We start from the raw sequence: 25,697 nt of genomic DNA on the forward strand, positions 1-25,697 counted from the left end.
GTGTGCATAGGAGGTTGCGTCTACCGCAAAGGTTGACACTGGTGAACCCACTTTGGGGCTCAGGCACTCCGATGTGTCAGGAGAAAATTACTGTCCGAATTTCTTGCCCAACACATTGCGTAATCGGGCAATCACGGAGGATGATGATCGCGCAGGGCAGACTTGTTCACACGGCTTGGAAAGTGCGTCGGCGAGGGGGTTCGCGGACCACGGTCGGGCCGGGTGGGGGTTGGGTGGTCCGGGCACGGGGTATCGGGCCATGAGGGGGGACCATACAAGGGGGGACCGGGAAATATGGGCCTTGTCGTTGATTGGGCGAGCGCAGCCGCGTGTCGATCCGGGGATCCGGACGCATTGTTCGTTCAGGGGGCTGAACAGAACGTGGCGAAACGAGTGTGCCGGACGTGTCCGGTCCGCTACGAATGCCTCGCCGACGCATTGGACAACAAGATCGAGTTCGGAGTCTGGGGCGGTATGACCGAACGGGAGCGCCGCGCCCTGATCCGCCGACACCCACAGGTCACCAGCTGGCGGCGCCTCTTCGAGGCCGCCCTCAAGGATCGCGAACTCGCGAAGATCTGCTAACCGACCACCCGCCGGAGGCCGTCCAGATCATGGACATCCTCCGGCTGGGCGGGCACCTCGAAGACGGGTACGCCCGGCCGGGCGGCGGTGAACTGGTCCGCCAGTCGCCGCTCCCGGGCCACCCGCCGACTGAGGTCCGCGTGCAGCCGCAGGACCTCCTCCGTCACCCAGCTGTCGACCTTCTCCGCACCGGCCAGCGCCCGTTCGACCGACAGGTCCGGGACCGCCAGCCGGTGCATTCTGTTGAGTACCAGGCCGGCGAGCGGCATCTTCTCCTCGGCGAGCCGGCCGGCGAAGTACGCGGCCTCGCGCAGGGCGTCCGGTTCCGGGGCTGCCACCACGAGGAACGCCGTCTCCCGGGCCTGGAGCACCTTGTAGGTCTGCTCCGCGCGCTCCCGGAACCCGCCGAACATCGAGTCCAGCGCGGTGACGAACCCGGACACATCGGTGAGCAGCTGGCCGCCGAGGATCTTCGTGAACGCCTTGGTCATCACGCCGAACGAGGCCGTGACCAGGTTGAACACGCTCCGACCTCCGGCGCGGGCCGGGGCGAGCAGCATCCGGAGCATCCGGCCGTCGAGGAACCGGGCCAGCCGCTGCGGGGCGTCGAGGAAGTCCAGCGCCGACCGGGACGGCGGGGTGTCCACCACGATCAGGTCCCACTCCTCGGTGGCGCGGAGCTGGCCGAGCTTCTCCATCGCCATGTACTCCTGCGTCCCGGCGAACGTCGAGCTCATGGCCTGGTAGAACGGGTTGGCGAAGATCTCCTTCGCGCGCTTCGGGTCGGTGTGGGCGAGCACGACCTCGTCGAAGGTCCGCTTCATGTCGAGCATCATCGCGAACAGGTCGCCGTCGGCGCTCTCCACCTTGCGCGGGGTGTTGTCCAGCTCGGTCAGGCCCATCGACTGGGCCAGCCGGCGGGCCGGGTCGATGGTCAGCACCACGGTCCGGCGGCCGTGCTTCTCGGCGGCGCGCAGGGCCAGGGCGGCGGCGGTGGTGGTCTTGCCGACCCCGCCCGAGCCGCAGCACACCACGATCCGGGTGCGGGAGTCGGCGAGCAGCGCGTCCATGTCGAGGTTCACAGGGCACCCCGCAGGGTCGCGGCCAGCCCGTAGAGGCCGGCGAGGTCCACGCCGTCGGGCAACAAGGGCAACTCCACCAGGGGGTACTCGAGTGCGGCCAGTTCCGCGCGCAGTTCCCGCTCCAGTCTGAGGCGTACCTGATGGAGTTTCGCCTCTTCGAGCAGACCGGTGACCGTGGCCTTGTCGGCGGGCAGCCCGGCGGACGTCAGCCCGCGCTTCAGCTCCGCCTGGGTGATCTTGACGCCGTCCAGCGCCGAGGGCCGGGTCGCGTTGACGATCACCGAGCCGATCGGCATGTCCAGGGCCGTGAGCTCGGTGATCGCGTCCCGGCACTCCTGGACGGGCATCTCCTCGAGCAGGGTCACCACGTGCACGGTGGCCATGGGCGATCGGAGTACCGCCGCGACGCCCTCGCTCTGGGTCTTGATCGGGCCCACCTTGGCCAGCTTGGCCGCCTCGGCCGTCACGTTGAGGAACCGGCCGATCCGACCCGTGGGCGGCGCGTCGACGACGATCGCGTCGTACACCCGCTTGTTGTGTTCGGTCCTGGTCGTGGCTTCCTTGATCTTGCCGGTGAGCAGGATGTCGCGCAGCCCGGGGGCGATTGTCGTCGCGAAGTCGAACGCGCCGAACTTCTGCAGCGCCCGGCCGGCCCGGCCCAGCCGGTAGAACATGTCCAGGTATTCGAGGAGGGCCTCCTCGACGTCCACCGCGAGCGCGCGGACCTCGCCGCCGTCCGGCCCGGTGGCGATCTTGCGCTCCTCGTAGGGCAGCGGCGCGGTGTCGAAGAGCTGCGCGATGCCCTGGCGGCCCTCGACCTCCACCAGCAGGACGCGGCGGCCCTCACCGGCGAGGGCGAGCGCCAGGGCGGCGGCGACCGTGGTCTTGCCGGTCCCGCCCTTGCCCGTGACGATGTGCAGCCGGGGGGCCGTCACGAGGGCAGACGCCGTACGCCGCAGACCCGCCAGCCGCCGTCGTCGACCACGGCGATCTCCAGGTGCTGTTTGGCGATGGCCTCGCCCTTGTCGATGGCCCTGACCATCACGTCGAGCACCGCTTTGTGGTCCTCGTTCGACTTCTCGGTCTTCGTCCAGTCGAAGGAGACGAACGGGTGTTCGCGGCCGAGCGCGTTGACCTCGTTGATCTTCTGCGCGACGGCGTCCGGCTCGAGTTCCGAGCACACGTACTTGCTGGCCATGTCCAGGTCGCGGGCGTTGAACACGCCGTTGAGGAAGCTCTCCGCGGCGGCGGCGGGCGTCAGGGCCCCGGGACCCTCCAGGTGTCTGACGAGTGCGAAAGCCCCGGTGCCCCCGCCGACACAGAGGAGGAGGAGCACACCGAAGACCAGGCTGGTGATCATTCCGCTACGAGCCCGCATGTACCCCTCCGCGTGGTGGCGCTGCAGACTCAGCGTAGTGCCACCTGGCGACTGATAGGTTTTCGGACCATGACGAAGTGGGAATACGTGACTGTGCCCCTGCTGGTACACGCCACGAAGCAGATCCTCGACAACTGGGGCCAGGACGGCTGGGAGCTCGTGACGGTCATCCCCGGACCGAACGGCCCGGAGCAGCCCGTCGCCTACCTGAAGCGCCCTCTGGAGAAGTGATGTCTGACCCCTACGCCAAGATCATCGAGCTCGGGCACACCATGCCGGTCGTGGCCGCGCCCGTAGCGTCGTACGTGCCCGCCGTCCGCACCGGCAACCTCGTCTACGTGTCGGGTCAGATCCCGTTCGTGGACGGCAAGCTCGCCGACACCGGCAAGGTCGGCGCGGACATCACCGCCGAGCGCGCGAAGGAGCTGGCCGCGATCTGCGCGCTCAACGCCCTCGCCGCCGTCGACTCGCTCGTCGGGCTCAACGAGGTCGTCAAGATCGTGAAGGTGGGCGGCTTCGTGGCCTCCGCCGAGGGCTTCACCGGCCAGCCGGGCGTCATCAACGGCGCCTCGGACCTGTTCCTCGCGGTGTTCGGCGAGGCCGGCCGGCACGCCCGCGCCGCGGTGGGCGTGTCGGAGCTCCCGCTGGGCGCCCCGGTCGAGGTCGACCTGATCGTCGAGGTCCGGTAGTTTCTAGCAGTTTTGGGGGGAGTTGTCGTTCTCTGTGACTGGATGACGACAGCTCTCCCCGACTTCTCTGGGTGCTTGACCCGATATGCGTAGATCGATTGACGCGGAGTAACCACGGGCCGGGCAACGTGAGCTTCGTCGCCGTACCATCTCTGTCATGACGGATGCTGGGGGGCGGATGTCCGGGTCGGCGGGCGCCCTGTTGGAGGAGCTGCCGGCGTGGGCGCGGCTGGTCCGTGCACCCAATCCGGGGCCGATGACCCTCACCGGAACGAACACCTGGGTCCTCCGCGACCCGGAGGCCTACGCGGGCCTCGTGGTCGACCCCGGCCCGCTCGACGAGGCCCACCTCGCGGCGATCGTCGCGCACGGACCCGTCGCCATGATCCTCGTGACCCACGGCCACCACGACCACGTCGAGGGCGCGGCCCGGCTCCGCGAGCTGACCGGCGCCCCGATCCTGGCCGTCGACCCCGCGCACGGCGCGCACCCGGTCGGCCACGAAGAGCCCGACGGCAGCGCCCCCGAGGAGCTCCGCGACGGCGACGAGGTGCCGCTCACCGGGATCACCGTCGAGGTCCTGACCACCCCCGGGCACACGTCCGACTCCGCGTCCTTCCTGGTCAACGGGGAGGCCGTGCTCACCGGGGACACCATCCTGGGCATGGGCAGCACGATCGTGGCGCACCCGGACGGCAACCTCGGGGCGTACCTGGAAAGTCTTGCTCGGCTCGAAGCTCTCGGGTCGATCCCCGCGCTGCCCGGACACGGCCCGGCACTCGCCGACGTCTCCGCCGCCGCCGGGCACTACCTCGCGCACCGCCGGGCCCGGCTCGACCAGGTCCGCGCCGCGCTCGACGCCGGCGCGAACACCCCGGCCGAGGTCGTCGCCGTCGTCTACTCCGACGTCGACCCGGCGCTGTGGTGGGCCGCCGAGCTGACCGTGCGCGCCCAGCTCGACTACCTGCGGGTGACACGGTGACCTGCGCGGTCTGCGGCACCACCGCCGTCGCCGGGGCCCGGTTCTGCCACAACTGCGGCACCGCTCTCCCGGCCGCCGAGGCCGTGCTGCCCGTCACCGAACGCCGGATCGTCACCGTGCTGTTCGGCGACCTGTCCGACTTCACCGCCTGGTCCGAGGACCGCGACCCCGAACGGGTGGGGGCGGTCACCGACCGGGTGCTCGCGGCGCTGGCCGGTGCCGTCAAGACGTTCGGCGGGCACGTGGACAAGCTCACCGGCGACGGCATCATGGCCGTGTTCGGCGCGCCCGTCGCGCACGAGGACGACACCGAGCGGGCCGTCCGGGCCGCCCTGGCCATGCAGCGGGCCGTCCGGCGGGTGCTGGACGACGAGCAGGGCGGCGGCGTCCCGATGGGGCTGCGGATCGGGCTGAACACCGGCGAGGTGGTGGCCGGGGTCCAGGCCGGCGTGGAGTACACGGTCATCGGCGACACCGTGAACACGGCCGCCCGGATCGGCGACGCGGCGGCGATCGGCACGGCATACGCGGGCGAGTACACGGCCGCGGACACCCGGCGGATCGCCGCGTGGCGGAAACTGCACCCGCTGAAGCTCAAGGGCAAACGCGAGCCGGTCGAAACGTACGAACTCCTCGGCCTGCTCGACGCCCCCATGGACCGCGAACGGCTCGGCTTCAGCGACGAGGCCGCGTTCCTCGGCCGGGAGACCGACCTGGGCCGGGTCACCGACCGGCTGTCCGAGGTCATCGACCGGGGCGAGCCCCGCATCCTCGTGGTCACCGCCGAGGCAGGGGTCGGCAAGAGCCGGTTCGCGGCCGAGGCGGCCCGCAAGGCGGCCAAGCGCGGCACCCGGACCCTGTCGGTGCGGTGCGCGGCGTACGGCGAGCGCAGACGGCTCGCGCCGCTCGCGGACCTGGTCCGGGTCGCCATCGGCCTCAACCAGGAGGACAGCAACACCCACCCCGGGTTGACCAAGGGCGTCGCCGAGGAACGGCTCCGCCGGGTCGCCGAACGGCTCGCCAAGAGCGGCAAGGCCAAGGACCCGATCAGCATCGACCTGCTGCTCGCCCTCCTCGGCTTCGGCGAACTGCCCGTCATGCAGCCCGAACGGCTCGGCCGGGAGCAGTCCGAGGAGGAGGCGGTGCCCGCCGCCGTCGCCACCCTGCTGTCCGCGCTGGCCACCGAGACCCCGCTGCTCGTCGAGGTCGACGACGCGCACGACGCGACCCCGCAGAGCATCGACGCGCTCGGGGCCATGCTGTCCCGGCTCAGCGGCCCGGTACTCGTGCTGCTGCTCGGCCGCCCCGAGCTGGTCCGGACCGCCGGGGTGCTCGGCCGGATCTCCGACGCCGAGGTGCACGCGCTGTCCCCGCTCCGGGGCGCCGACGCGGCCCGGCTGCTGTCGGCGTACCTGTCCGGCGGCCGGCTCGCCCAGGCCGACGAGGACAAGCTGCTCGCCACCGCGCTGGGCAACCCGTTCTACCTCGCCGAGCTGGTCACCCTGCTCCAGGAGCGCGGGCTGCTGACCTCCGTGGACAACCAGTGGACGCTGGAACCGGGGTCGCTGGACGGGCGGCTGTTGTCGCGGGACCTGGCGGCGGTGCTCGCGGCCCGGATCGACGCGTTGCCTTCGGAGTCGAGGTCGGTGCTCCGGGCTGCCGCCGTTGTCGGGGACACCGTGCCGTCCGGGGCGCTGGAGACGCTGCTCGGCACCCCCGAGGGCGAACTCGAACCGGTGCTGGAGGAGCTGCTCAGCCGACGGATGCTGCGCCGCCTGCGATACGGCTTCTCGTTCACCACCCCCCTGATGCGCCAGGCGGCGTACGCGGGCGTGGGAATGGCCGACAAGGCCGAACGGCACGCGGAGCTGGCCCGCTGGGTGTCGGCCTCCCCGCCGGCCGGCATGTCCGCCGTGGACGTCGACCTGTTCATCGCCGAGCACGCCGAGCAGGCCGTGCACTTCGGCCGGGCCATGGGCCTGCGCGAGGACGACGACGCGCCCAACCGGCCCAGCGTCACCCGGCTCGGGGTCGCCGCGCTCGGCCGGCTCGCCCGCCGTTCCGTGTCCGGCGGGGACCCGACCCAGGCCGCCCGGTACGCCGAACGCGCCGCCACCCTGTCCGGCGGCGACCTGTCGGCGTCCGACCAGGTCACCTACGCCCGGGCGCTGCTCCAGCTCGCCCGGCCGCACGACGCGCTCGACCACGTCGGCCCCGTGCTGACCGACCCCGACCCACTGGTCCGGGTGCAGGCCCAGCTCCTCGCCGGCCGCGCCCACCGGGTGCTCGGCGCGGCGGACGAGGCCGTCCGACTGTGGACGGCCGCGCTCGCCGGGGCGGAGGCCGCGAACATCCCCACCCAGCGCGCGGAGGCGCTGCTGCGGCTCGGGATGGCCGACTACCTCGCCGGCCAGTTGACCGAGGCCGCCGCCCGGTTCGAGGCCGCGCACAAGGTCTCCGTGGACTCCGGTGACCGCCGCAACCAGGCCTGGGCGCTGCAACACCTCGGCTGGGTCACCACCACCCGGGGCGACTTCGACGCCGCCGACACCGTGCTCGGCCGGGCCGCCCGACTGTTCGCGGAGCTCGACGACCCGGTCGGAAGAGCCTGGATCAGGGGTACGACGGCCTTCGCGCGCCTCCTCGGCGGCAAGCTCGCCGAGGCCCGCCGGCTCGCGACCGCCTTCCTGCCGTTCGGTGAGCGGGTCGGGGAGCACTGGGCCGTGGGCACCCTGCGCAGCGTCGAGGCGTTCGCCGCCGCCGAGCTGGGCGAGCTGGCCGAGGCCGACCGCGAGGCCCGGCGCGCGTACCGGGACTTCGCCGCCACCGACGACGACTGGGGCCGGGGCCTCGCCATGATCGTGCGCGGGGTCGTCGCCCGGGGTCTCGCCGAGCCCGCCCAGGCCGTGGACCTGCTCAACGAGGCCGAGGCGTACTCGACCCGCGCCGGCCACCCCCTGCTGATCGGCATGGCCCGCACCATCCGGGGCTACGTGCGCCTCGAACTCGGGGACGTGGCCGCCGCCGAGGAGGAGGCCCTCCAGACCCTCAAACTCGTCTCCACGTACGACGCCCAGGACGCCGCCCGGGTCGGCCCGCTCGTCCTGCTCGCCGAGGCCCGGCGCGCCCAGGGCGACGTCGGCCGGGCGCTGGAACTCCTGGAGGAGGTGTCGGCGTGCGCCGCGTGCCCGTCGCTGCTCCTGCCGCGCACCCAGGCCGTCGCGCACTACTCCGAGGCACTGCTGCAGGCCGGCAGGATCGACGAGGCGGTCGCGCACGCGCGCTGGGCGGCCGAGTCGCCGGTGGAGGAGCTGCGGAGCCGGATCGTGGCCCAGAGGGCTCTGGCGGCGGCTCTGGCGGCGGCCGGGGAGCTGGCGGAGGCCCGCGAGGCGGCGACCCGGGCCGTGGAGCTGGCGTACTCGACGCAGCAGTTGGCCGAGCGGCCCGCGAGCGACGCGCTGCTGGCCTCGCTGACGGACGCGTCGACGGCGGGCCCGGGGCTCGTGTCACCGGGGGCGACCAGCCCGGCCCAGTGACGCGGGGACGGCTGGGGCGGGATGCAGAAACCCGCCGTCCCCGGTGGAGCCTGGAGCGGCGGCCCCGCCCGGCACGGTGGATCGGTGGAGCCTGGAGCCAGGCACCGTGGACCGTTCCGGGTCAGCGGTGGAAGTAGTTCCAGGTGTAGGTGACGACCGCGATGACCGCGAGGACGATCAGCCCACCGATCGCGCGGCGCAGCACGACCTCGCCGAACACGCGGAACTTGGAGGCCGGCGGAGCCGGCGCGGGAGTCCGGGCGGGTGCCGGGGTCACGGCCGAACGCTGGGCCGGGACGGCCGCGAGGACCGGATCCTGGTAGCCGGCGGGGCGCGGAACGGTGGCGAGGCCGACGGCCCGGCCGAACCCGGATTCCGGGGCGGCGGCGGGCTGCGGGGTTCCCTCGGCGGGGTCGGACACGTCACTGCTCCTGGATGTTGGCGCGGGGCGGCGCGTTCCGACCTTAAATGATCTGCCCACGCGGCTTCCACATCGTTGACCAGGAAGGACACGATTCTGCCCGAACGGGGGAGGCCCGCGGGAACCCGGGGAGTCGGACGTCGTAACAGGGAATGAACCTGTCCTTGACCGTGGGTTCGGCGGGCCAGGCACGGCGAGGAGCCGCCAGGGTCACCCCTGCGGCTCCTCGTGTTGCCGTGTGGTCAGACGCGGGCCCGGCGAGCGAGGCGCTCGGGGTCCAGAATGATCACGCTCTTGCCGTCGAGCCGCAGCCATCCCCGGGACGCGAAGTCCGCGAGAGCCTTGTTCACGGTCTCCCGGGAGGCGCCGACCAGCTGGGCCAACTCCTCCTGGGTGAGGTCGTGCGTGACCCGCAGGACGCCGCCGTCACGGGTACCGAACCGGCTGGCCATCTGCAGCAGGTTCTTGGCGACCCGGCCGGGCACGTCCGTGAAGATCAGGTCGGCCAGCGCGTCGTTGGTGCGGCGGAGCCGGCGGGCGAGAACGCGGAGCAGCTGCTCGGCTATCTCCGGCCGGTTGGTCAGCCACGGACGCAGGGCCTGCTTGCGCAGCCGGGACAGACGAGTGTCGGTCACCGCTGTCGCGGTAGCCGTCCTCGGCCCGGGGTCGAACAGTGAGAGCTCGCCGATCATGTCACTAGGGCCCATGACCGCGATCAGGTTCTGTCGCCCGTCCACAGCCCGGCGACCGATCTTCACCTTGCCGGACAGCACGATGTACAGGCTGTCCCCAGGCTCACCTTCGCTGAACACGACGTCACCCTTGCGGACGTCGATGTACTCCATGTCCTTCGCGAGCGCCTCGGCGGCCTCCGGATCTACCCCCTGGAAGATCCCGCTGCGACCCAGTACCTCATCCATCGTCTGCAACCTCCACTCGCGCAGGTGTGCCCGCGCGAGTCGAGTCTAGGCCCATCGTTGTCGGAAACGGGCCAGCACCCACGATCAAGGTCGTTTTCCCCGTGGGCCACTATGTGGCCGTGGACGGCGAACTCACCTCCCGGCCCGAGTCCGGGTCTCAAATACCCATTTTGTACTGGCGGCTCCCGGCCCCGATGACCGCGATCTCCAGCGGGGTACACGGCGGTGGGCTGGGCGTTCGGGACTGGGTGCTCAACGCGACGGTACCCATGTCCTACAGCCGTTCCGACCCCGCCGCGCACGTCGGCGAGCTGGCGGCCGGCCTCGGACTGACCGGCCCCGGGGTGGGGCTGCTGACCGGGGTGGACGTGCGTGACGTGGTCTCGGCCGCCGACGGCGGGGTCTCGGCGCACGTGACGGTCGGGCTCGGGGCTCCCGCGTGGGCCGCCGCGCCCGACGGGCACCTGCGGCGGCTGAAGCCCGGCACGGTCAACATCGTGTGCTTCCTGCCCGTGCGGCTGTCGGACGCGGCGCTGGTCAACGCGGTGGCCACCGTGGCGGAGGCCAAGGCGCAGGCCATCTGGGAACTGGGGATCGAGGCGACGGGTACCGCCAGCGACGCCTCTTGTCTGCTTTGTCCGGTGGCGGGTGATCCGGCGCCGTACGGTGGGCCGCGGTCGGAGTGGGGTGCGCGGGTGGCGCGGGCGGTGCACGCGGCGGTGCTGGCCGGCGGCAAGGACTGGCTGGCCCGGCCGCGCGCCTGGGGCTAGGGCGGCCGGGCTGGCGTCCTTTCCGGCCGGGCTTCGAGGTGCCTGCGGCACATGCGGGCGGGCGGGCTACTCCGCCGGCCGGTGCTGCTGGGGAATGTCGAAGAGGTCGTAGACCCGAGACTCGATGTCCTCCCAGTGCCAGCCCTCCTTCGCCCACTGGCCGAGCTGGGCGAGCTGGTCGTCGTACGTCGAGGAGGACAGGTCCACTCCCGCTGCTCCCGTCTCCATGGCCGACGGGTTCGCGGCGAACGACTCCACGCTCCCCGGGCGCTCGCGGTCCTCGGGCCTCATGCCGGCCGGCCCGCGCTCGACAGCAGCGACTCGCAGGCGCCCCGCCACTGGCCCAGCTGGTCGGCCAGCTCCGTGAAGGCCCGCTCCACGCCCGCCAGGGCCGCACCGATCTCGGCGAGCAGGGCCAGGCCCCGGCGCAGTTCCGTGTAGATCTCCTGGGTCTGGGCCGGGACGAGCCAGATCTTCAGGCTGCGGTCCGGGTACACCAGGGTGCGCAGGCGGGGCAGTGGGCCGTCGAGCAGGTCGTCGGCGAGGTCGAGGATGCCCTCGGCGGACCGGGTCGCCTCGGCGGACATCCGGCCCAGTTCGGCGGCGATCGCGCGGTCCAGCTCGACGAGGCCCGCGAGGCCCGTCCGCCAGCGGCGCAGGTGGCTCTCGAACTCCGCGCCCGCCGGGGTACGCCACCCGGGCAGGCCCGGGCCGACGGTGTCGAGGACGGCGGTGGTGCCCGCGCCGAGGGTGGCGTAGGCGGTCGCCAGCCAGGCGAGGCGTTCGATCCGGCCGGCCAGCGGGGCGGTCACGAGGGCGGGGAGGTGGTCGCTCGTCAGCCTGTACCACAGCTCGGTGTGTTCGGTGAGGCGCTGCTCCGTGCGGGCGAGCCGCTCGTGCCGGTGGAACTCGGGCACCGGCAGCGCCAGGGTGCCGTCGGACCGGAACAGCCGGCCCCGGGCGTCCGGGCCGCGCCCGCCCTCCCGGGAGAGGAACCCATGCGGCGCCGATCCACCCGGGTGGTCAGCGAGGCCGCCAGGGCCGGCGATGCCTGCCGGTCCGGCGATGCCTGCCGGTCCGGCGATGCCTGCCGGTCCGGCCATGCTCGCCGGACCGGATCCGGCTGCGGCGCGCGGCCCCGGCACGGTGGACGACGCGGAGCCCCGGACCCTGTCCAGGCTGGCCGCCGCCTCGGAGTCCCGCGCCCGGTACTCCCGGGCGGCGCGGGTCAGCCAGTGCGCGGTGCGGCCCAGCCCGGACTGGCTGTCCTGGAGCGCCCGGGCGTGCGCCTCGCCCAGCCCGTCGAGGGCCGCGCGGAGGTCGCCCATGTCGGGGAGGGCGCGGCAGGTCACGTCCGCATACCTGCTGAGGGCGTCGAGGTGGGTGTCCTGCCCGTCGAGCAGGGCGGCGAACCCGTCGAGCTCGTCGGGACTGAACTCGACCTGCGCCATGGCCGGCACACTACCATTTGCCCGCCACGGCCATCGATGATCTAGCTCCCTATCGGACGGTCCCGACGGCCCGTCAGCGCACGGTCTCCACGGTCCCCTGGAGCCGGGCCCGCTCGGCGGCGAACACGGCCAGGTGCGAGTTCAGGGAGGCCTCGCCGCCGCTGCGGATGTGGCTCGGGTCGCCGGTGCGCAGGGCCGTGGTGAAGGCGGCCATGATGCCGTCGTCCCCGCCGCCGTGCCCGCCCGACGCGCTGGCGTCGCCGATCGAGCCCGCGTCCACCGTCTCCCAGGCGCGGGTCGCGAACTCGAAGACCCGGACGGTCTCGCCGTCGCCGTCGAGCTCGCCGTGCGTACCGAAGATGCGGGTCTTCCTGTGGGCCTGCTCGTTGAACGCGGTCATCGTGAACGCGCCGCTCGCGCCGCCCTCGAACTCCAACGCGACCACCTGGTGGTCGACCACGTCGTTGTCGCAGGCGTAGACGCACCGGCCGTAGGGCCCCTCGCGCAGCGCCCGGTCGAGGGACTCGCGGGTCGGTTCCGGGGTGAGGATCGTGAGCGGCCAGGCGCGTTTGCCCTCGTCGTAGAACCGGTGGTAGATCTTCCGCGCGTCGTAGGAGCAGTCGGTGAGGGCGCAGTCGGTGCACCGGTCGGCCGCGCCCGCGGGCTGGTTCTCCCGGGTGAAGTGCGCGAGGCCGCCGAAGCTGGACACCCTGCTGATCGACGCGCCGACGACGTACTGCAGCCAGTCGATGTCGTGGCAGGACTTCTGGAGCAGCATGAACGTCGACTCGGCGGTGTTGCGCCAGTTGCCCCGGACGAACGAGTGCGCCTGGTGCCAGAAGCCGACCGGTTCGAGGTGCTGGACGCTGACGATCCGCCCGATCCGGGGCAGGGCGTGCTTCACCAGTTCGGTGTAGGGCGTGTAGCGCAGCACGTGGCAGACGGCGAGCATGACCCCGGCGTCGGCGCAGGCCGCGACGATCCGCCGGCACTCGTCCTCGGTCGGGGCGAGGGGCTTCTCCAGCAGGATGTGGTACCCGGCGGCGGCGAAGGCCAGGGCCGGCTCCAGGTGGTCGGCGTCCTGGGTGCAGATGGCCACGGCGTCGGCGATCCGTTCGCCCCGGGCGATGATCTCGCGCCAGTCGGCGTACGGCTCGGCGTCGTGCTCGGTGACCAGCTTGTCCCGGTACTCCACGCGGGGCTCGGCGACGGCGACCACCCGGGCGTGCTCGGGGTGGCGGGCGACCCAGTTCGCGTACGAGCCGCCGCGGCTGCCGGCCCCGACGATGGCGATGGTTGTCTGCGACACCAACCGAGTATTGCTGAACTCTTTCTAAATGACCAGAGGTTAGAGTGCGCCGCCTGAGAGAGGAGTGCCCGATGGCGGCAGGCGGGAAGAAATGGCTGGTCACGGGCCTGGCGATCGTGATGCTGATCGGCGTCGGCGTGGTCGTCGCCGGGTTCGCCATCGACACAGATGAGCCGAAGAAGCCGGTTTCGGCCGGTGTGCCATCGAGGGAGTCCGCTACCGTTTCGGTAACACCTTCCGCCGAGCCGCCCACGGTCACCATCACCGGGACCGGCGACGTGATCATGGGCGCGGCCCCGAGCCTGCTGCCCCCGAACTCCGGCAGGGACTTCTTCAAACGGGCCCCGCTCACCGGCGACCTGATCATGGGCAACCTGGAGAGCCCGCTCACCGAGGACACCGGGCACAAGAAGTGCAAGGTCGTCGACGGCAAGCCCGAGGAGGGCTGCTTCGCGTTCCGGCTGCCGCCGAGCTACGCCACCCACCTCAAGACCGCCGGCTTCCAGGTGCTCAACCTGGCCAACAACCACACCCTGGACATGGGCCCGGCCGGGCTCGCCAACACCCGGACCACCCTCACCGGACAGGGGCTCCAGCCCACCGGCGGGCCCGGGGAGATCACCCTGGTCGAGGCCAAGGGGCTCAAGATCGCGGTGCTGGGCTTCTCGCCGTACTCCTGGGGCGCCTCGCTCCTCGACGTCCCCAAGGCCGCCGAGCTGGTCCGCAAGGCCGCCACCCAGGCCGACCTCGTCGTCGTACAGATGCAGATCGGGGCCGAGGGGGCCGCGTACGCGCACGTCAAGCCGGGTACCGAGAACTTCCTCGGCGAGAACCGGGGCGACCCGATCACGTTCGCCCGGGCCATGGTCGACGCGGGGGCCGACCTGATCATCGGGCACGGGCCGCACGTGCTGCGCGGGATGGAGTTCTACAAGGGCAGGCTGATCGCGTACTCGCTGGGCAACTTCTCCGGGTACCGGGTGCTGTCCAGCGCCGGACCGGCCGGGATCGGCGGCGTCGTGTCCGCGACCCTGCGCGCCGACGGCACCTGGGTGTCGGGGAAGGTGCTGCCGACCGTGATGGTCGAGGGCGGGTACCCGTCGATCGACCCGAAGAAGCAGGCACTCACCCTGATCCGGGACCTGTCGACGGCCGACCTCAGGGCCAGCGCTCCGACGATCGGCGACGACGGGGCACTGACGCCCCAGTAGGCTCGGGGGGTGACTGAATCACCCGTCCGGCCCGCCCGGCGGCGTCGACCCTCGCACGTGCCGGCCTCAGCCCCGGTGGAGACCCCGCTCGCGTTGAAGCGCCGCGCCCGCAGGATCACCCGGGAACTCGCCGAACTGCACCCCGACGCGCACTGCGAACTCGACTTCACCAACGTGCTGGAGCTGACCGTCGCGGTGATCCTGTCCGCGCAGTGCACCGACGTGCGGGTCAACCTGACCACCCCGGCCCTGTTCGCGAAGTACAGGACGGCCGAGGACTACGCGGCCGCCGACCGCGCCGAGCTGGAGGCCATCATCCGGCCGACCGGTTTCTACCGGAACAAGGCCACCTCGATCATCGGGCTCGGCCAGGGCCTGGTCGACCGGTTCGCCGGCGAGGTGCCCGGCACCATGGCCGAACTGGTCTCCCTGCCCGGCGTCGGCCGCAAGACCGCGAACGTGGTGCTCGGCGACGGCTTCGGCGTGCCCGGGCTGACCATCGACACCCACTTCCAGCGGCTGGCGACCCGGTTCGGCTGGACCACCTCCACCGACCCGGTGAAGATCGAGCACGAGATCGCGGCGCTGATCGAGCGTCGGGACTGGACGATGCTCTCGCACCGGATCATCTTCCACGGCCGGCGGGTGTGCATCGCGCGCAAGCCGGCGTGCGGGGCGTGCTCGCTGGCGCCCATGTGCCCGTCGTACGGGGTCGGGCCGACGGATCCGGAGGTGGCCGTGCGGCTGCTGAAGGGGGAGCGGGTCAAGGAGATCGCCGAGCGGGCGGGCATCGAGCTGTGAGAGCCGCCCGGATCGTCGGGGCCGCGCTGATGACGCTGGTCGCGGCTGTGGCCTGCTCCGCGCCGGCCGAGCCCACCACCCCGGAGGAGACCTGGTTCGCCGCCTGCGCGCCGGCCTCGGGCGCCGGCATGGAGCTGCCCTGCTTCACCGGCGGCGCGGCCAGCACCGTCACCGGCCCGGCCGTCGTCAACCTGTGGGCCTCGTGGTGCGCGCCGTGCCGCCAGGAGCTGCCCGCGTTCCAGCGGCTGGCCGAGAAGGACCAGGTCAAGGTGCTGGGCGTCGTGACCCTCGACGACCGGGCCCGCGCGCTCGACACCGCCAAGGACCTCAAGATCACCTTCCCCATGTTGTACGACTCCGCCGGCAAGTTGCAGAAGTCCGTCGGCAGGTCACTGTTGCCGATCACCCTGTTCGTGGCCGCCGACGGCCGGGTCACCCACACCTACACGGGGCCCGCGCTGGACGACGCGGCCCTCGGCGCGCTCGTCGAGGAGCACCTGTGACCGACCTGCCCGACTGGCTGCCGCCCCTCGTGGAGCGGATCAACGGTTCCACCACGGCGGACTTCACGCGGTACGGGCCGCCGGAGACGGGCGGGCGGCGCAGCGCGGTACTCATCCTGCTCGGCCCCGCCGAGGGTCCGACTCCCGACAGCGGGACTGTCCTCTCCCCGACGGAGGCGGCCCGGGCCGGGGCCGTGTCGCCCAGGGCGCGGGCCCTGTCGTCCGCCGCTGCGGCGCTCCCGTCCCGCGCTCCCGGGGCGGACGTGCTGCTCCTGGAGCGGGCCGCGACCCTGCGCAACCACGCCGGCCAGCCCGCCTTCCCCGGCGGCGCGGCGGACGAGGGCGAGACCGACCCGGCCGTCACCGCGCTCCGCGAGGCCCAGGAGGAGGTGGGCCTGGACCCGGCGAGCGTCGAGGTGCTCACCCACCTGCCTGACCTGTGGATCCCGGTCAGCGACTACATCGTCACCCCGGTGCTCGCCTGGTGGCACGCGCCGCACCCGGTCGGCCCGGTGGACGCGGGCGAGGTGGCCCGCGTGGTGCGGGTACCCATCGACGATCTGGTCGATCCCGCGCACCGGGTCCGGGTCCGGCACTCCAGCGGCTACGTCTCCCCGGCCTTCGAGGTGGCCGGCATGCAGGTCTGGGGGTTCACGGCCAATGTGTTGTCGGTGCTCCTGGATATCGCGCAATGGTCCGTTCCCTGGGATCAGGACCGGATTGCCGAGCTGAGATAGCCTGGCGTCATGCCCGGCCACCTTGTCGACATCATCCTCGTCGTCCTCGCGCTGCTCTTCGCGATCAACGGCTACCGGCAGGGTTTCGTGATCGGGATCCTGTCCTTCGTCGGCTTCTTCGGCGGCGCGCTGCTGGGTCTCCAGGTGGCCCCGTCCATCGCGGACTACTTCGACAGCCCCACCGTGCGGGTGCTGGCCGCGCTCGGGGTCATCTTCGCGATCGCGCTGCTGCTCCAGGCCCTGTGCGCCTGGCTGGGCTCCCGGCTGCGGCAGGGCATCCGGGACAGCGGCGTCCAGGTGCTCGACGACATCGGCGGCGCGCTGGTGTCCATCGTCGCCGTGCTGCTCGTCGCGTGGATGGTGACCGCCCCGCTGGCCTCGTCCTCGGTGCCGGGGCTGTCGAGCGCCATCCGGAACAGCAGCATCGTCAGTACGGTGAACGCGGTCATGCCCGACCCGATCAAGGGCATCTACAAGGAACTGCGCGACACCGTCAACACCAACGGCTTCCCCGAGGTCTTCGGCGGGCTGACCCCGACCGTGGTGCCCGAGGTCGGCGAGCCGAACGGGTCACTGGCCGGTTCGGAGGTGGTGCGCCGGGTGCGCAGCTCCGTCGTCAAGGTGCTGGGCGACGCGCCGAGCTGCTCGCGGCGGATCGAGGGCTCCGGCTTCGTGTACGCGCCGGAGCACGTCATGACGAACGCGCACGTGGTAGCCGGTACCAAGAAGATCGTCATCGACGCGGGCGGCGGCGTGAAGAAGTCGGGCACCGTCGTGGCGTACGACCCGCTGAAGGACCTCGCCGTCATCTACGTGCCCGGCCTGACGGCCCCGGTGCTGCCCTGGGCCACCGCGCCCGCCGCCGGCAACCAGGACTCCATCGTCCTCGGCTACCCGCTCGACGGGCCGTACACGGCGAAGCCCGCCCGGGTCCGCGACATCCGGAGCATCAAGGGCCCGGACATCTACAACTCGGGCACCGTCGTCCGCGAGGTCTACACGATCCGCTCCGAGGTGCGCAGCGGCAACTCCGGCGGCCCGCTGATCTCGCCCACCGGCACGGTCTACGGGGTCATCTTCGCCGCCGCCGCCGACGACGAGACCACCGGTTTCGCGGTCACCGCGGCCGAGGCGGCCAGCGTCGCCAACGAGGGCCGAACCCGGACGGCGGCGACCAGCACGGGGAATTGCGCCTAGTCAGTACCATCGGCCATGGCCGAACCACAGGTGACAGTGGACACCCAGGCATTGAGAAGCGTCGGGGTGGCCGTCACGGCGACCGGGCGCAGGATCAAGACGCACTTCGATGGCACCCGGGCCGCCCTGGCCCCGGCCGAGCAGCCCGGCTGGGCCACGGTCGCCACCCTGCGCGCCGTGGTCGACGCCTGGGCCGACTACGCCGGGGTGCTCCGCGACCGGGCGGTCGACGCGGGCGCGCGGCTGACCACCGCCGCCGAGGAGTACGACAGGACCGACGCCGGGGTGTCCGCCCGGTTCGGGCGGCCGTAGTGGTCACGTTCGCGCAGCTCCGGGACGCCGACCCGGGGCTGTACTCGACCGCCGCCTCCGCCTGGACGGGCCTGGCGGCGGCGATGGAGACCCAGGCCGACGACCTGATCCGGGACACGAAGCCGCTCCAGGGCTGGGAGGGCACCGCCGGGGCCGCCGCCCGCGCCCACCTGGACCGGATCCGGGTCGACGTCGAGGACAACCAGGTGCCGCTGCGCCAGGTGGCCACCCTGCTCGACGCGCACCACGAGCAGGTCCTCAAGGCCAAGGGCATGCTGCACTCCGCGCTGACCCGGGCGCTCGCCCTGCCCGCCACGGTCGGCGACGACGGCACGATCACCCCCGCCGGGGCCGTGGAGCCGGGCCGGGTCGAGGGGCTGGTCCGGGAGTTCGAGGCGGCGCTGCGGGTCGCGGCCGAGTCCGACGAGCACACCGCACAGGGCCTCATTCAGCTGGTACCGGGGAACGGCACCGCCCTGACCGAGGTGCCCCTGTCATCGGTGCCCGCGCGCGGTACCAGTCCGGCGAGTGTCCGGGAATGGTGGCGCGGGCTCTCCGACACCGAGCGCCGGTTCCTGATCACCCGGCACCCGGAGCTGATCGGCTGGCTCGACGGCGTACCGGCCGCCGACCGGGACCTGGCCAACCGGCTCGTCCTGGAGCAGCGCCGCGAGACCCTGGGCGCCCGCCGGGCCGAACTGGAGGCGCGCGGCGACCTGTCCGGGGCGGAGAAGAAGGAACTCGACGGCCTCCGGAGCACCCTCAAGGGCCTCGACGCGCTCAACGACCGCCTCGTCAACGCCCCGCGCGGCGCCGACGGGTCGGAACAACGGGCCTACCTGCTCGGGGTCGACACCGCGCACGACGGCCGGGCGGTCGTCGCCGTCGGCAACCCGGACGAGGCGGACAACGTCGTCACGTACCTGCCCGGGACCGGGGCGGACCTGTCCAAGGTGGGCGGCGACATCGCGCGCGCCGACCGGATGGCGTTCGACGCGAACAAGCTCGACCCGACCCGCCGGACGGCCGCCATCATGTGGCTCGGGTACGACGCGCCGGACAACCTGCTCGCCGCGACCAGCGACACGTACGCGAAGGGGGCGGAGACGGACCTGAGCCGGTTCCAGAACGGGCTGCGGGTCACCCACGACGGCGCCCCCTCGCACGCCTCGATCATCGGCCACAGCTACGGCTCCACCACGGTCGGGTACGCGGCCCGCGAACACTGCGGGTTCGTCGACGACCTGATCTTCGTGGGCAGCCCCGGGGTCGGCGTGGACCGCGCCCCGGACCTCGGGGTCGGCGGGGACCATGTCTGGTCGTCGACGGCGAAGAACGACCCGATCCAGTACGCGTCGAATCCGTTCACGCCGAAGGCGGACCTGGTGTTCGGCACCAACCCCAGTACCGAGAGATTCGGGGGTCAGGTCTTCACCAGCGACCCCGGCGACCCGCTGATCAAGAAGAAGAACCTCTCCATCGACATCTTCGGCCACCACGTCGGCACCGTGAGCGTGCCGTCCGGCATCGACACCCACGCGCACTCGCAATACTGGGACGAGCACAACCGGTCCCGGGAGAACATCGCCAGGATCGTGACCGGGCACTATGCGGACGTCCGCTAGCGCCTGGCTGCTCCTGGCGGCGTTCCTGACCGCCGCCTGCTCGACCGGAGAGGGTTCGACGATGAACGAGGGACAGGCCGCCGAGCGGATCGAGCACTACATCGCCGACGCCGTGGGCCAGTTGAGCCCGCGCCCCACGATGCGCCAGGCGCTGTTCAACTCCGTGCCCTGCGACGGGCTGGTCAAGGGGGACGGGGCCGGGGTGAACGTCGAGCACAACTACGCGCTGCTGGAGGTGCCCCGGGCCGGGCACGCCGCCGTGTTCGACACCCTCGCCGGGTACTGGGCCGGGCTGCGGTACAACGTGCTGCGCGACGACCGGGGGAGTGGGGCGCCCGGGGTGGTGGTGCAGACGCCGGACGGGTTCGTGGTGAAGGTCGACGCCGGGTACAGCGGGGACGGGTTGTTCATCGCCGGGTCGTCGCCCTGTGTGAGCGCGGGGGAGTAGCCGGGCGGGATCGCGGGTGCCGGGGGTGGGCTGCAGGTCCGCGCCGGGCTGTTGGTGGTCGGTGGGCATGGTGGCGCGGGGCCGGGAGGCGTGAGCCGCCGGGAGTCGGGGCCAGGAGCTGCCGGGGGCCGAGAGTTGGGAGCTGTTGGGGGCCGGGGGCGGGGACCGTGCGGGCTGAGAGCCGGGGCTGGAGGGCTTGAATCGGGCTCCGACTTGGCGCCCGGCCGCGTCGGTGTGAGGATCTGCGCATGTCAGTAGCCCGCCGGGCGGTCCTCGGGGCCGGTCTCGCCTCGCTGGCCCTGGCCGGCTGTGGCGGCCCGCCCCGGAAGGACCCGGCCGCCGTCCCGACCCCCGCGCCGTCCCCTTCCGCTGCCCCCAGCAGCGCGACCCCGGCCCCGGTCGCGGCCCCCGATCAGGGCCCGGAACTGACCGCCGCCCTCACCCGGCACCTGTCGCCCACCCCGGAGAACCCGCAGCACCCCGCCTTCGCCGGCGCCGTCGCCCTGGTCCGGCGCGACGGCGCGGTCACCGGGCACGTGGCCCTCGGCGACGCGGTCCGCTACGACGCCGGCCCCGTCGAACTGCCCCCGGCCCGCCGGGTCCCGATGCGCCCGGACGCGATCTTCGACCTCGCCTCCGTGACCAAGGTCTTCACCGCCCTGCTCGCCCTCCAACTCGTCGACCGGGGCGCCCTCGACCTCGGCACGCCGGTGGTCGACCACCTGCCCGAGTTCGACGGACCCGGCAAACGGCCCGTTACCGTGGCGATGCTGCTGACCCACACCAGCGGCCTGGTCGAGGGCGCACGGGTCACCGGGCTGTCGGGGCCGGCCGAGCGCCGGGCCGCCGTCCTGGGGTCTCCCCTCGCGGGGCCGCCCGGGCAGGCCTTCCGGTATTCGAGTGTCGGCGTGCAGGTCCTCGGCTACCTCGTGGAGAAGGTCGGAGGACAGCCCCTTGACCAGGCGTTACGTTCCGGGGTGACCGGTCCGCTGGGGCTGCGGGACACCGGGTTCCGGCCCCTGGAATGGGCGGACCGGTCGCGGATCGTGGCCACCGACGCCCGGTCCTCGCGGGGGCTGCTGCGCGGCGTGGTGCACGACGATGTCGCGAACATCCTGGGCGGGGTCGCGGGGCACGCCGGGGTGTTCAGTACCGCCGCCGATCTGGGGGTGGTGGGGCAGCTGTTGCTGGACGGCGGCCAGTACCAGGGAAAAAGGTTGTTGTCCGAAGGGGTTGTGCGCCGGATGCTCGGCAACGCCAACGCGGGGCTGCCGGCCGTGGACGCCGTGCATCCGGGGCGGTTGTCCTCGCACGGGTTGGGTGTGGTGCTCGATCAGGGGTGGTTCATGGGGAGGTTGAGTTCGCCGCGCACGTTCGGGCACACCGGGTTCACCGGGACGTCGCTGGTGGTGGAGCCGGGGCGGCGGTTGGTGCTGGTGCTGCTGACGAATCGGGCGCATCCGAACTGGAGTTGGGCTGATCCGGATCCGGCACGGTTGGATGCCGCTGCCGCCGTGGCCTGAAAACCATCATCTGGGTACCGGCGGGGCATAGCCATGTTCCTGGCCCCGGCGGGCCCGGCTGATTTCCCGTTGACCGCACCCGGCGTGCCTGCGACCGTTGCCCCGTGCGGCAGCGGGCCGGCGCGGAACCGAGGAGACGGCCGACGATGACGGACGACGAGTTCGCGCCGCACATCGTGTACCTGCTCGGCTCCCCGGGTGTCGGGAAGTACACCGTCGGCCGGGCGTTGGCCGCCCGGTCCGGCGCGGTGGTCGTGGACAACCAGCTGATCAACCACCCGGTGCTCGCGTTGTTCGCCTGGGACGGCCGCAGCGACCTGCTATCGGCGATCTGGGGGCCGATCGGCCGGATCCGCGCCGAGGTCCTCACGGTGATGAAGCACCTCACGCCGACGTCGATCAGCTACGTCCTGACCAACGCCCTCGAGAACGACGCCGCCGGTCACGCCGTCTTCTCCCGGATCCGGGACCTCGCCGCGACCCGGGGCGCGGAGTTCGTCCCGGTCATGTTGACCTGCGACCTCGACGAACAGTGCCGCCGGGTCACCTCGCCGCAGCGCCGACAGCGACTCAAGCTGTCAGACCCCGACCAGCTCCGCGAATACCTGGCGTCCACGGCGATGTACCTTCCGGACGATCCGCGCCTCCTGACCTTGGACACCACCGATCTCAGCCCGGAACACACCGCCGGGGCGATCCTGGATCACGTCCGGATCGTCCGGTAGGAGTGCCCGGTCGACCCGTTCGCCGTCAGTTGGGGCGGTGCAGGACGTCCGGGGGTGGGCCGGTCGGTGGGCCCGGGGGGATCGGGCGGCGACGGCGGCGCACGATGAGCACGACCAGCACGCCCCAGGCCGCCAGCACCACGGCGATGCCGACCAGGACGAACGTCGGCGCGTTCGAGGATCCGGCGGGTGGGGCCGCAGGGGCCGGGATGAACGCGGGGCCGGTCGGGGTGGTGGCCGGCGGACCCTTGCGGAGGGCGGCGAGCAGGTCGAGGGAGCCGAAGCCGTACTGCGCGTCGCGGCCCGGGGCGCCCCTGTCCGTGGCCGTCGAGGTGAGCAGCGCGATGGTGTCCCTGGCGGAGAGCTGCGGAAACTTCGCGCGCAGGACTGCCACCGCCCCGGCCGTGACCCCGGTCGCGAGGCTCGTGCCGGAGGTGTGCCGGTAGCCGCCGGTCGAGCTGGCCACGTTCAGGTCCGCGCCGGGGGCCGCGAGGACGACGCCCGTGCCGGTGACCGAGATCGGGTCGAGGGTGCCGTCGCGGCCGGTGGCGGTGACGGCGAGGACGCCCGGGTACTTCGCCGGGTAGTTGATGCCGCCGATGCCCTCCGTGCCGGGGTCGCCGACGTTGCCGGTACCGGCGACTATCACGACGTCGGCGGCCTGGGCCCGCTGGATGGCCGCCTCCAACTCCCCGAACGCGACCCCGCCGAACGCCAGGGTGATCACCTTCGCTCCGTGCTGGACCGCGTAGTCGATCGCGGCCGGGATCCGGGCGCTCGGCATTCCCCGGTCCAGCGCGGACGTGCTCCGGCCGATCGGCAGGATCTTGGCTTCGGGTGCGATACCGAGAACGCCGCCACCGCCTTCGTGGCCGTGCCCGGCGACGAGGGAGGCCACTCCGGTTCCGTGGTCGCCGCCGTCCGTCCAACCGTCGCCGTTCAGGTTCGCGTCGGCTCCTTTGAGGACCGAACCGACGAGGTCCGAGTGTTCGGCGTCGACTCCGCTGTCGATCACGGCGACCGTGACGCGCGCGCCCCGGCTGATGGTGTGCACGTCGGAGAGGTGCATGGCCGAGATGTACCACTGGGCGTCCCGGATCGGGTCGGCCGAGGCCGCGCCGGGGACCGTCGTGGCGGCGAGGAATCCGACGAGCAGTGCCGCGCACCATGGGCGGGTGCCCCGGCGAGGCGCAATGCTACGTGCGGCCGCGAGCACGCCGATCCTGGCGCTTCGAGCGGCGGTCCGGACGTCGACAAGCACGGTAGGTCCCTTGCCCGTGCCTGTGACCCGGAGCAGCGTGAACGCGTCCTCCAACCGTCCGGCGACGACTCGCATCGCGCGCCACCAGGTGGCCCCCGAGTCCCCGCGACGCGTCATCCTGCGTCGCCGTGCACGGTGCTACCGCGCGACAGGCCGATCGTAGGGCCAGGATCCGTTGCCCCCGGAGACTCCGGCAAGCGGCCGGCGGAGTTGAACGGCGTCAGGGAATGCGTGGACCTGACCGGCACCGAGCTCGCGTCCTCGGAGCTGGTCGGGCCGACCACGGGGTGCTCGGACCTGGAACTGCCGTGCACGGCCCCTGCCGTTGTCGAGCCGTCGGAGCCGTGGCCGTTGACCGCCGGACCCGACGGCATTGCGAGCCTGGAGTCAGGTCCGCCGATCGCGGGACCTGAGGCAACGGGATGATTCGGCCCTGGCGAGCCGATGACCGGGCTGACCCCGATGGGCCGCTCGACCGGAGGTGCGGGCCTCGTCGGGCCTGGCTCCACCGGGCGCGGGTCGCCCGGACCGGTGATCACGGCGGGCGCGGACTGCCGGTTGCCCCAGAAGTCTTCCTCGTAGACGTCGCTGTAGCGGTGGTCCTCGTCGCCGTCGACTCCCCGGAGTGGACCCCGGCCGGTCGGCGGAACCCCGGTCCCGGACGGGCTGCCGATGACACCGCCCCGGTTCGGCCGTGCGCTGAGGCCGCGTTCGCCGGGTGCGACGGACTGGGCAGGAGCAGCCGGGCGGGTGGTCTCGCCGAGCATCGACGGCACGGTGCCCGGGGGGCGGGAACGCAACGGCTGCCGGGCGGGGGCGGCTTCGCCGGTGCCTCCGACCACGGGGGAGACACTGCGCCTGTTGGGCAGGTTGTCGAGCAGGCCGGGACGTCGCGAACCACCCGGCGGGCCGCCGGAAGGTGCGTGCGGGCCGACCGGGAGCCCGGTTGTCGGGGGCAATCCGGGAAGGCCGGGCAGCCCGGGACCCGTCGGGCCGGGGCCGGTGGGCAGGTGTGGGCCGGGAGTGACCGGGGCCGGCGTGATCGGAACCGGGCCGCCGCCCTGGATGATCGGGCCGCCACCAGCGACGATGGGGCCGCCACCAGCGGGATACCCCGGAGCGGGCTGGGCGGGCCACGGCTGCGTGACCGGGCCGGTGATCGGGCCGGGATGGCCGGGCACCGGGGTGACGAGCGGGGCGATCGGGCTCAACGGTTGCCAGCCGCTGTCGGCGCCGGGTTCGTTGGGGTCGAACTCCCCGGGGGTCGGCGGGATGTACTCCGGGGGCAACTGCATCCGCATGTACGTATCGAAGCTCGCCTGGTCGAACTTCTCCAGTGCCGCGCGGGCGTGCGCGTTGTCCTTGGGGGCCTGGTCGTCGTACCACGGATTGAGGTTGTTGATCAGTTCCTTGTCCTCGGACTTGTGGTGCCCGTAGTCCTTCGCGATCTTGGTGACCTGCTTCTGGGTGGTGGTGATGTGCCCGGCGAGGTCGGTGAGCGCGTTCGAGTTGGTCATGGTGACCTGGGCGGAGGCGTCGAGGGCGGCGCGGAGTTCCTCGATGTGGGAGAGGAAGGCGGCGGCGGCGACGTTGGTGGCCGGGTCCCAGTGGGCGGCGAGGCGTTCGGCGTAGACCCTGAGGTTGTCGCGGTGCTGGTCGAGGATCTGGGTCAGGCGGTGCCAGGCGAGGGAGTGCGCGGTGTTCGGCGGGGCGTGCTCGTACGACATGATCTGCTGGATGTCGTCGGCGTCGAGGTTGTCGTAACGACCCACGGTCAGGCCACCTCGGGGGTCGGGCGCACGGGGGCGGACGCGGGCGGCGGCGGGGGCAGCGCGGTGTCGATGTCGCGCTTCACCCGGTCCTGGAGCTCGGCGGAGAACGCGTCGCTGCCCTGGTAGCGCTGGGCGACGAGGTCGGCGGCGGAGGCCATCGCGGCGGTGCCCCGGTAGAAGTTGGCCATCGACTCGTCGATCTTCTTCAGGCACCGCTCGTAGTAGGAGCGGACCTTGAGCAGGTCCTGGATGTAGCAGGAGTTGCCCATCTGGGCGCCCTGTTCGAAGTAGGGGCGGATGTCGGCGTTCCACGCCTGCTTGAAGTTCTCGTCGAGGTCGCGTCTGACCACCTCGGCGAAGTCGTGCAGGGAGGTGATGTCGACGTCGATGGCCTGGTAGCTACCGATCCAGTCCGGGCTCTCGTTGGGAATCATCGCGTGCCCTCCTCCCGCCGCCCCT

The 25,697-nt window shown here is 72.3% G+C and carries 27 protein-coding genes; 16 read left to right on the forward strand and 11 right to left on the reverse strand.

The annotated features are described in order from the left end of the window. Positions 1–294 precede the first annotated feature (294 nt). Positions 295–585: a WhiB family transcriptional regulator gene (locus AB0M43_RS15190; RefSeq protein ID WP_197006037.1), complete on the forward strand. Its 291-nt coding sequence runs from the start codon at positions 295–297 to the stop codon at positions 583–585. Here AB0M43_RS15190 and AB0M43_RS15195 read toward each other — a convergent pair. Genes AB0M43_RS15195 through AB0M43_RS15205 form a run of 3 tightly spaced genes read right to left on the reverse strand, consistent with a single transcriptional unit; the run spans position 582 to position 3,045 of the window. Then, on the reverse strand, positions 582–1,655 hold the full coding sequence (locus AB0M43_RS15195) for an ArsA-related P-loop ATPase (protein ID WP_363725761.1): 1,074 nt from the start codon (positions 1,653–1,655) through the stop codon (positions 582–584). The two genes, AB0M43_RS15190 and AB0M43_RS15195, sit on opposite strands and share 4 nt — an antisense overlap. An 8-nt stretch (positions 1,656–1,663) precedes the next feature. Then, complete coding sequence (locus tag AB0M43_RS15200; protein WP_363724893.1) at positions 1,664–2,602, reverse strand: ArsA-related P-loop ATPase; 939 nt, start codon at positions 2,600–2,602, stop codon at positions 1,664–1,666. Next, positions 2,599–3,045 carry a hypothetical protein gene (locus tag AB0M43_RS15205; RefSeq protein WP_363724895.1) on the reverse strand — a complete coding sequence of 149 codons (447 nt, stop codon included), beginning with the start codon at positions 3,043–3,045 and terminating at the stop codon, positions 2,599–2,601. The genes AB0M43_RS15200 and AB0M43_RS15205 overlap by 4 nt, the downstream gene beginning before the upstream one ends. A gap of 69 nt (positions 3,046–3,114) precedes the next feature. Between AB0M43_RS15205 and AB0M43_RS15210 the strand changes: the two genes are divergently transcribed. The 4 genes from AB0M43_RS15210 to AB0M43_RS15225 all read left to right on the forward strand — a co-directional run bounded on the left by AB0M43_RS15210 (position 3,115) and on the right by AB0M43_RS15225 (position 8,252). Continuing rightward, on the forward strand, positions 3,115–3,276 hold the full coding sequence (locus tag AB0M43_RS15210; RefSeq protein WP_197006034.1) for a DUF4177 domain-containing protein: 162 nt from the start codon (positions 3,115–3,117) through the stop codon (positions 3,274–3,276). Then, positions 3,276–3,734, forward strand: a complete 459-nt coding sequence (locus AB0M43_RS15215) for a RidA family protein (RefSeq protein ID WP_363724897.1) — start codon at positions 3,276–3,278, stop codon at positions 3,732–3,734. The genes AB0M43_RS15210 and AB0M43_RS15215 overlap by 1 nt, the downstream gene beginning before the upstream one ends. Positions 3,735–3,912: 178 nt before the next feature. Then, positions 3,913–4,716, forward strand: coding sequence for an MBL fold metallo-hydrolase (locus tag AB0M43_RS15220; RefSeq protein ID WP_363725763.1), 804 nt, complete (start codon positions 3,913–3,915; stop codon positions 4,714–4,716). Further along, positions 4,713–8,252, forward strand: coding sequence for an adenylate/guanylate cyclase domain-containing protein (locus AB0M43_RS15225; RefSeq protein WP_363724899.1), 3,540 nt, complete (start codon positions 4,713–4,715; stop codon positions 8,250–8,252). The genes AB0M43_RS15220 and AB0M43_RS15225 overlap by 4 nt, the downstream gene beginning before the upstream one ends. 121 nt (positions 8,253–8,373) lie before the next feature. Here the strand turns inward: AB0M43_RS15225 and AB0M43_RS15230 are convergent, their stop codons facing one another. Further along, positions 8,374–8,673: a hypothetical protein gene (locus AB0M43_RS15230; RefSeq protein ID WP_363724901.1), complete on the reverse strand. Its 300-nt coding sequence runs from the start codon at positions 8,671–8,673 to the stop codon at positions 8,374–8,376. Positions 8,674–8,915: 242 nt separating this feature from the next. Then, on the reverse strand, positions 8,916–9,593 hold the full coding sequence (locus tag AB0M43_RS15235) for a Crp/Fnr family transcriptional regulator (protein WP_197006031.1): 678 nt from the start codon (positions 9,591–9,593) through the stop codon (positions 8,916–8,918). Positions 9,594–9,712: 119 nt separating this feature from the next. Here AB0M43_RS15235 and AB0M43_RS15240 point away from each other — a divergent pair, with 119 nt between their 5' ends. Next, complete coding sequence (locus AB0M43_RS15240; RefSeq protein WP_363724903.1) at positions 9,713–10,363, forward strand: adenosylcobinamide amidohydrolase; 651 nt, start codon at positions 9,713–9,715, stop codon at positions 10,361–10,363. Between the two features lie 66 nt (positions 10,364–10,429). On the opposite strand, the gene AB0M43_RS15245 is transcribed toward AB0M43_RS15240, so the two are convergent. The 3 genes from AB0M43_RS15245 to AB0M43_RS15255 form a co-directional block, all read right to left on the reverse strand. Next, positions 10,430–10,654, reverse strand: coding sequence for a hypothetical protein (locus AB0M43_RS15245; protein WP_363724905.1), 225 nt, complete (start codon positions 10,652–10,654; stop codon positions 10,430–10,432). Beyond that, positions 10,651–11,814: a hypothetical protein gene (locus AB0M43_RS15250; protein ID WP_363724907.1), complete on the reverse strand. Its 1,164-nt coding sequence runs from the start codon at positions 11,812–11,814 to the stop codon at positions 10,651–10,653. The genes AB0M43_RS15245 and AB0M43_RS15250 overlap by 4 nt, the downstream gene beginning before the upstream one ends. A gap of 73 nt (positions 11,815–11,887) precedes the next feature. After that, entirely contained in the window at positions 11,888–13,123 is a 1,236-nt protein-coding gene (locus AB0M43_RS15255) for a Gfo/Idh/MocA family oxidoreductase (protein WP_363724909.1), read from the reverse strand. 71 nt (positions 13,124–13,194) lie between these two features. On the opposite strand from AB0M43_RS15255, the gene AB0M43_RS15260 reads away from it, so the two are divergent. The 10 genes from AB0M43_RS15260 (at position 13,195) to AB0M43_RS15305 (ending at position 22,205) form a co-directional block, all read left to right on the forward strand. Further along, the gene (locus AB0M43_RS15260; protein WP_363724911.1) at positions 13,195–14,334 is read left to right on the forward strand and encodes a CapA family protein; all 1,140 of its coding nucleotides are present in this window, start codon (positions 13,195–13,197) and stop codon (positions 14,332–14,334) included. A gap of 57 nt (positions 14,335–14,391) precedes the next feature. Beyond that, positions 14,392–15,135, forward strand: a complete 744-nt coding sequence (nth, locus tag AB0M43_RS15265; RefSeq protein ID WP_363725765.1) for an endonuclease III — start codon at positions 14,392–14,394, stop codon at positions 15,133–15,135. Further along, on the forward strand, positions 15,132–15,638 hold the full coding sequence (locus tag AB0M43_RS15270; RefSeq protein ID WP_363724913.1) for a TlpA disulfide reductase family protein: 507 nt from the start codon (positions 15,132–15,134) through the stop codon (positions 15,636–15,638). The genes nth and AB0M43_RS15270 overlap by 4 nt, the downstream gene beginning before the upstream one ends. Beyond that, the gene (locus AB0M43_RS15275) at positions 15,635–16,375 is read left to right on the forward strand and encodes a CoA pyrophosphatase (protein ID WP_363724915.1); all 741 of its coding nucleotides are present in this window, start codon (positions 15,635–15,637) and stop codon (positions 16,373–16,375) included. The genes AB0M43_RS15270 and AB0M43_RS15275 overlap by 4 nt, the downstream gene beginning before the upstream one ends. A gap of 9 nt (positions 16,376–16,384) precedes the next feature. Then, the gene (locus AB0M43_RS15280; protein ID WP_363724917.1) at positions 16,385–17,572 is read left to right on the forward strand and encodes a MarP family serine protease; all 1,188 of its coding nucleotides are present in this window, start codon (positions 16,385–16,387) and stop codon (positions 17,570–17,572) included. Positions 17,573–17,587: 15 nt separating this feature from the next. Continuing rightward, entirely contained in the window at positions 17,588–17,884 is a 297-nt protein-coding gene (locus AB0M43_RS15285; protein ID WP_363724919.1) for a type VII secretion target, read from the forward strand. Further along, positions 17,884–19,509 carry an alpha/beta hydrolase gene (locus AB0M43_RS15290; RefSeq protein ID WP_363724921.1) on the forward strand — a complete coding sequence of 542 codons (1,626 nt, stop codon included), beginning with the start codon at positions 17,884–17,886 and terminating at the stop codon, positions 19,507–19,509. The genes AB0M43_RS15285 and AB0M43_RS15290 overlap by 1 nt, the downstream gene beginning before the upstream one ends. Next, a complete protein-coding gene (locus tag AB0M43_RS15295; protein WP_363724923.1) occupies positions 19,493–19,957 on the forward strand; it encodes a hypothetical protein in 465 nt (154 codons plus the stop codon). Before AB0M43_RS15290 ends, AB0M43_RS15295 begins: the two co-directional genes overlap by 17 nt. Before the next feature lie 248 nt (positions 19,958–20,205). Beyond that, entirely contained in the window at positions 20,206–21,480 is a 1,275-nt protein-coding gene (locus AB0M43_RS15300) for a serine hydrolase domain-containing protein (protein WP_363724925.1), read from the forward strand. A gap of 146 nt (positions 21,481–21,626) precedes the next feature. Then, the gene (locus tag AB0M43_RS15305) at positions 21,627–22,205 is read left to right on the forward strand and encodes a hypothetical protein (protein WP_363724927.1); all 579 of its coding nucleotides are present in this window, start codon (positions 21,627–21,629) and stop codon (positions 22,203–22,205) included. Positions 22,206–22,230: 25 nt separating this feature from the next. On the opposite strand, the gene AB0M43_RS15310 is transcribed toward AB0M43_RS15305, so the two are convergent. From AB0M43_RS15310 to AB0M43_RS15320, 3 genes are read right to left on the reverse strand one after another with little or no spacing between them, the layout of a single operon-like run. Then, a complete protein-coding gene (locus AB0M43_RS15310) occupies positions 22,231–23,541 on the reverse strand; it encodes a S8 family serine peptidase (RefSeq protein ID WP_363724929.1) in 1,311 nt (436 codons plus the stop codon). 38 nt (positions 23,542–23,579) lie between these two features. Continuing rightward, positions 23,580–25,238 (reverse strand): hypothetical protein, encoded by a 1,659-nt coding sequence (locus AB0M43_RS15315; RefSeq protein WP_363724931.1) that lies wholly within the window; start codon positions 25,236–25,238, stop codon positions 23,580–23,582. 2 nt (positions 25,239–25,240) lie between these two features. Beyond that, positions 25,241–25,672, reverse strand: a complete 432-nt coding sequence (locus AB0M43_RS15320; RefSeq protein ID WP_363724933.1) for a hypothetical protein — start codon at positions 25,670–25,672, stop codon at positions 25,241–25,243. Between the last annotated feature and the right edge of the window lie 25 nt (positions 25,673–25,697).

This window comes from Longispora sp. NPDC051575, from assembly GCF_040681875.1.
In the GTDB taxonomy this organism is placed as follows: Bacteria; Actinomycetota; Actinomycetes; order Mycobacteriales; family Micromonosporaceae; genus Longispora.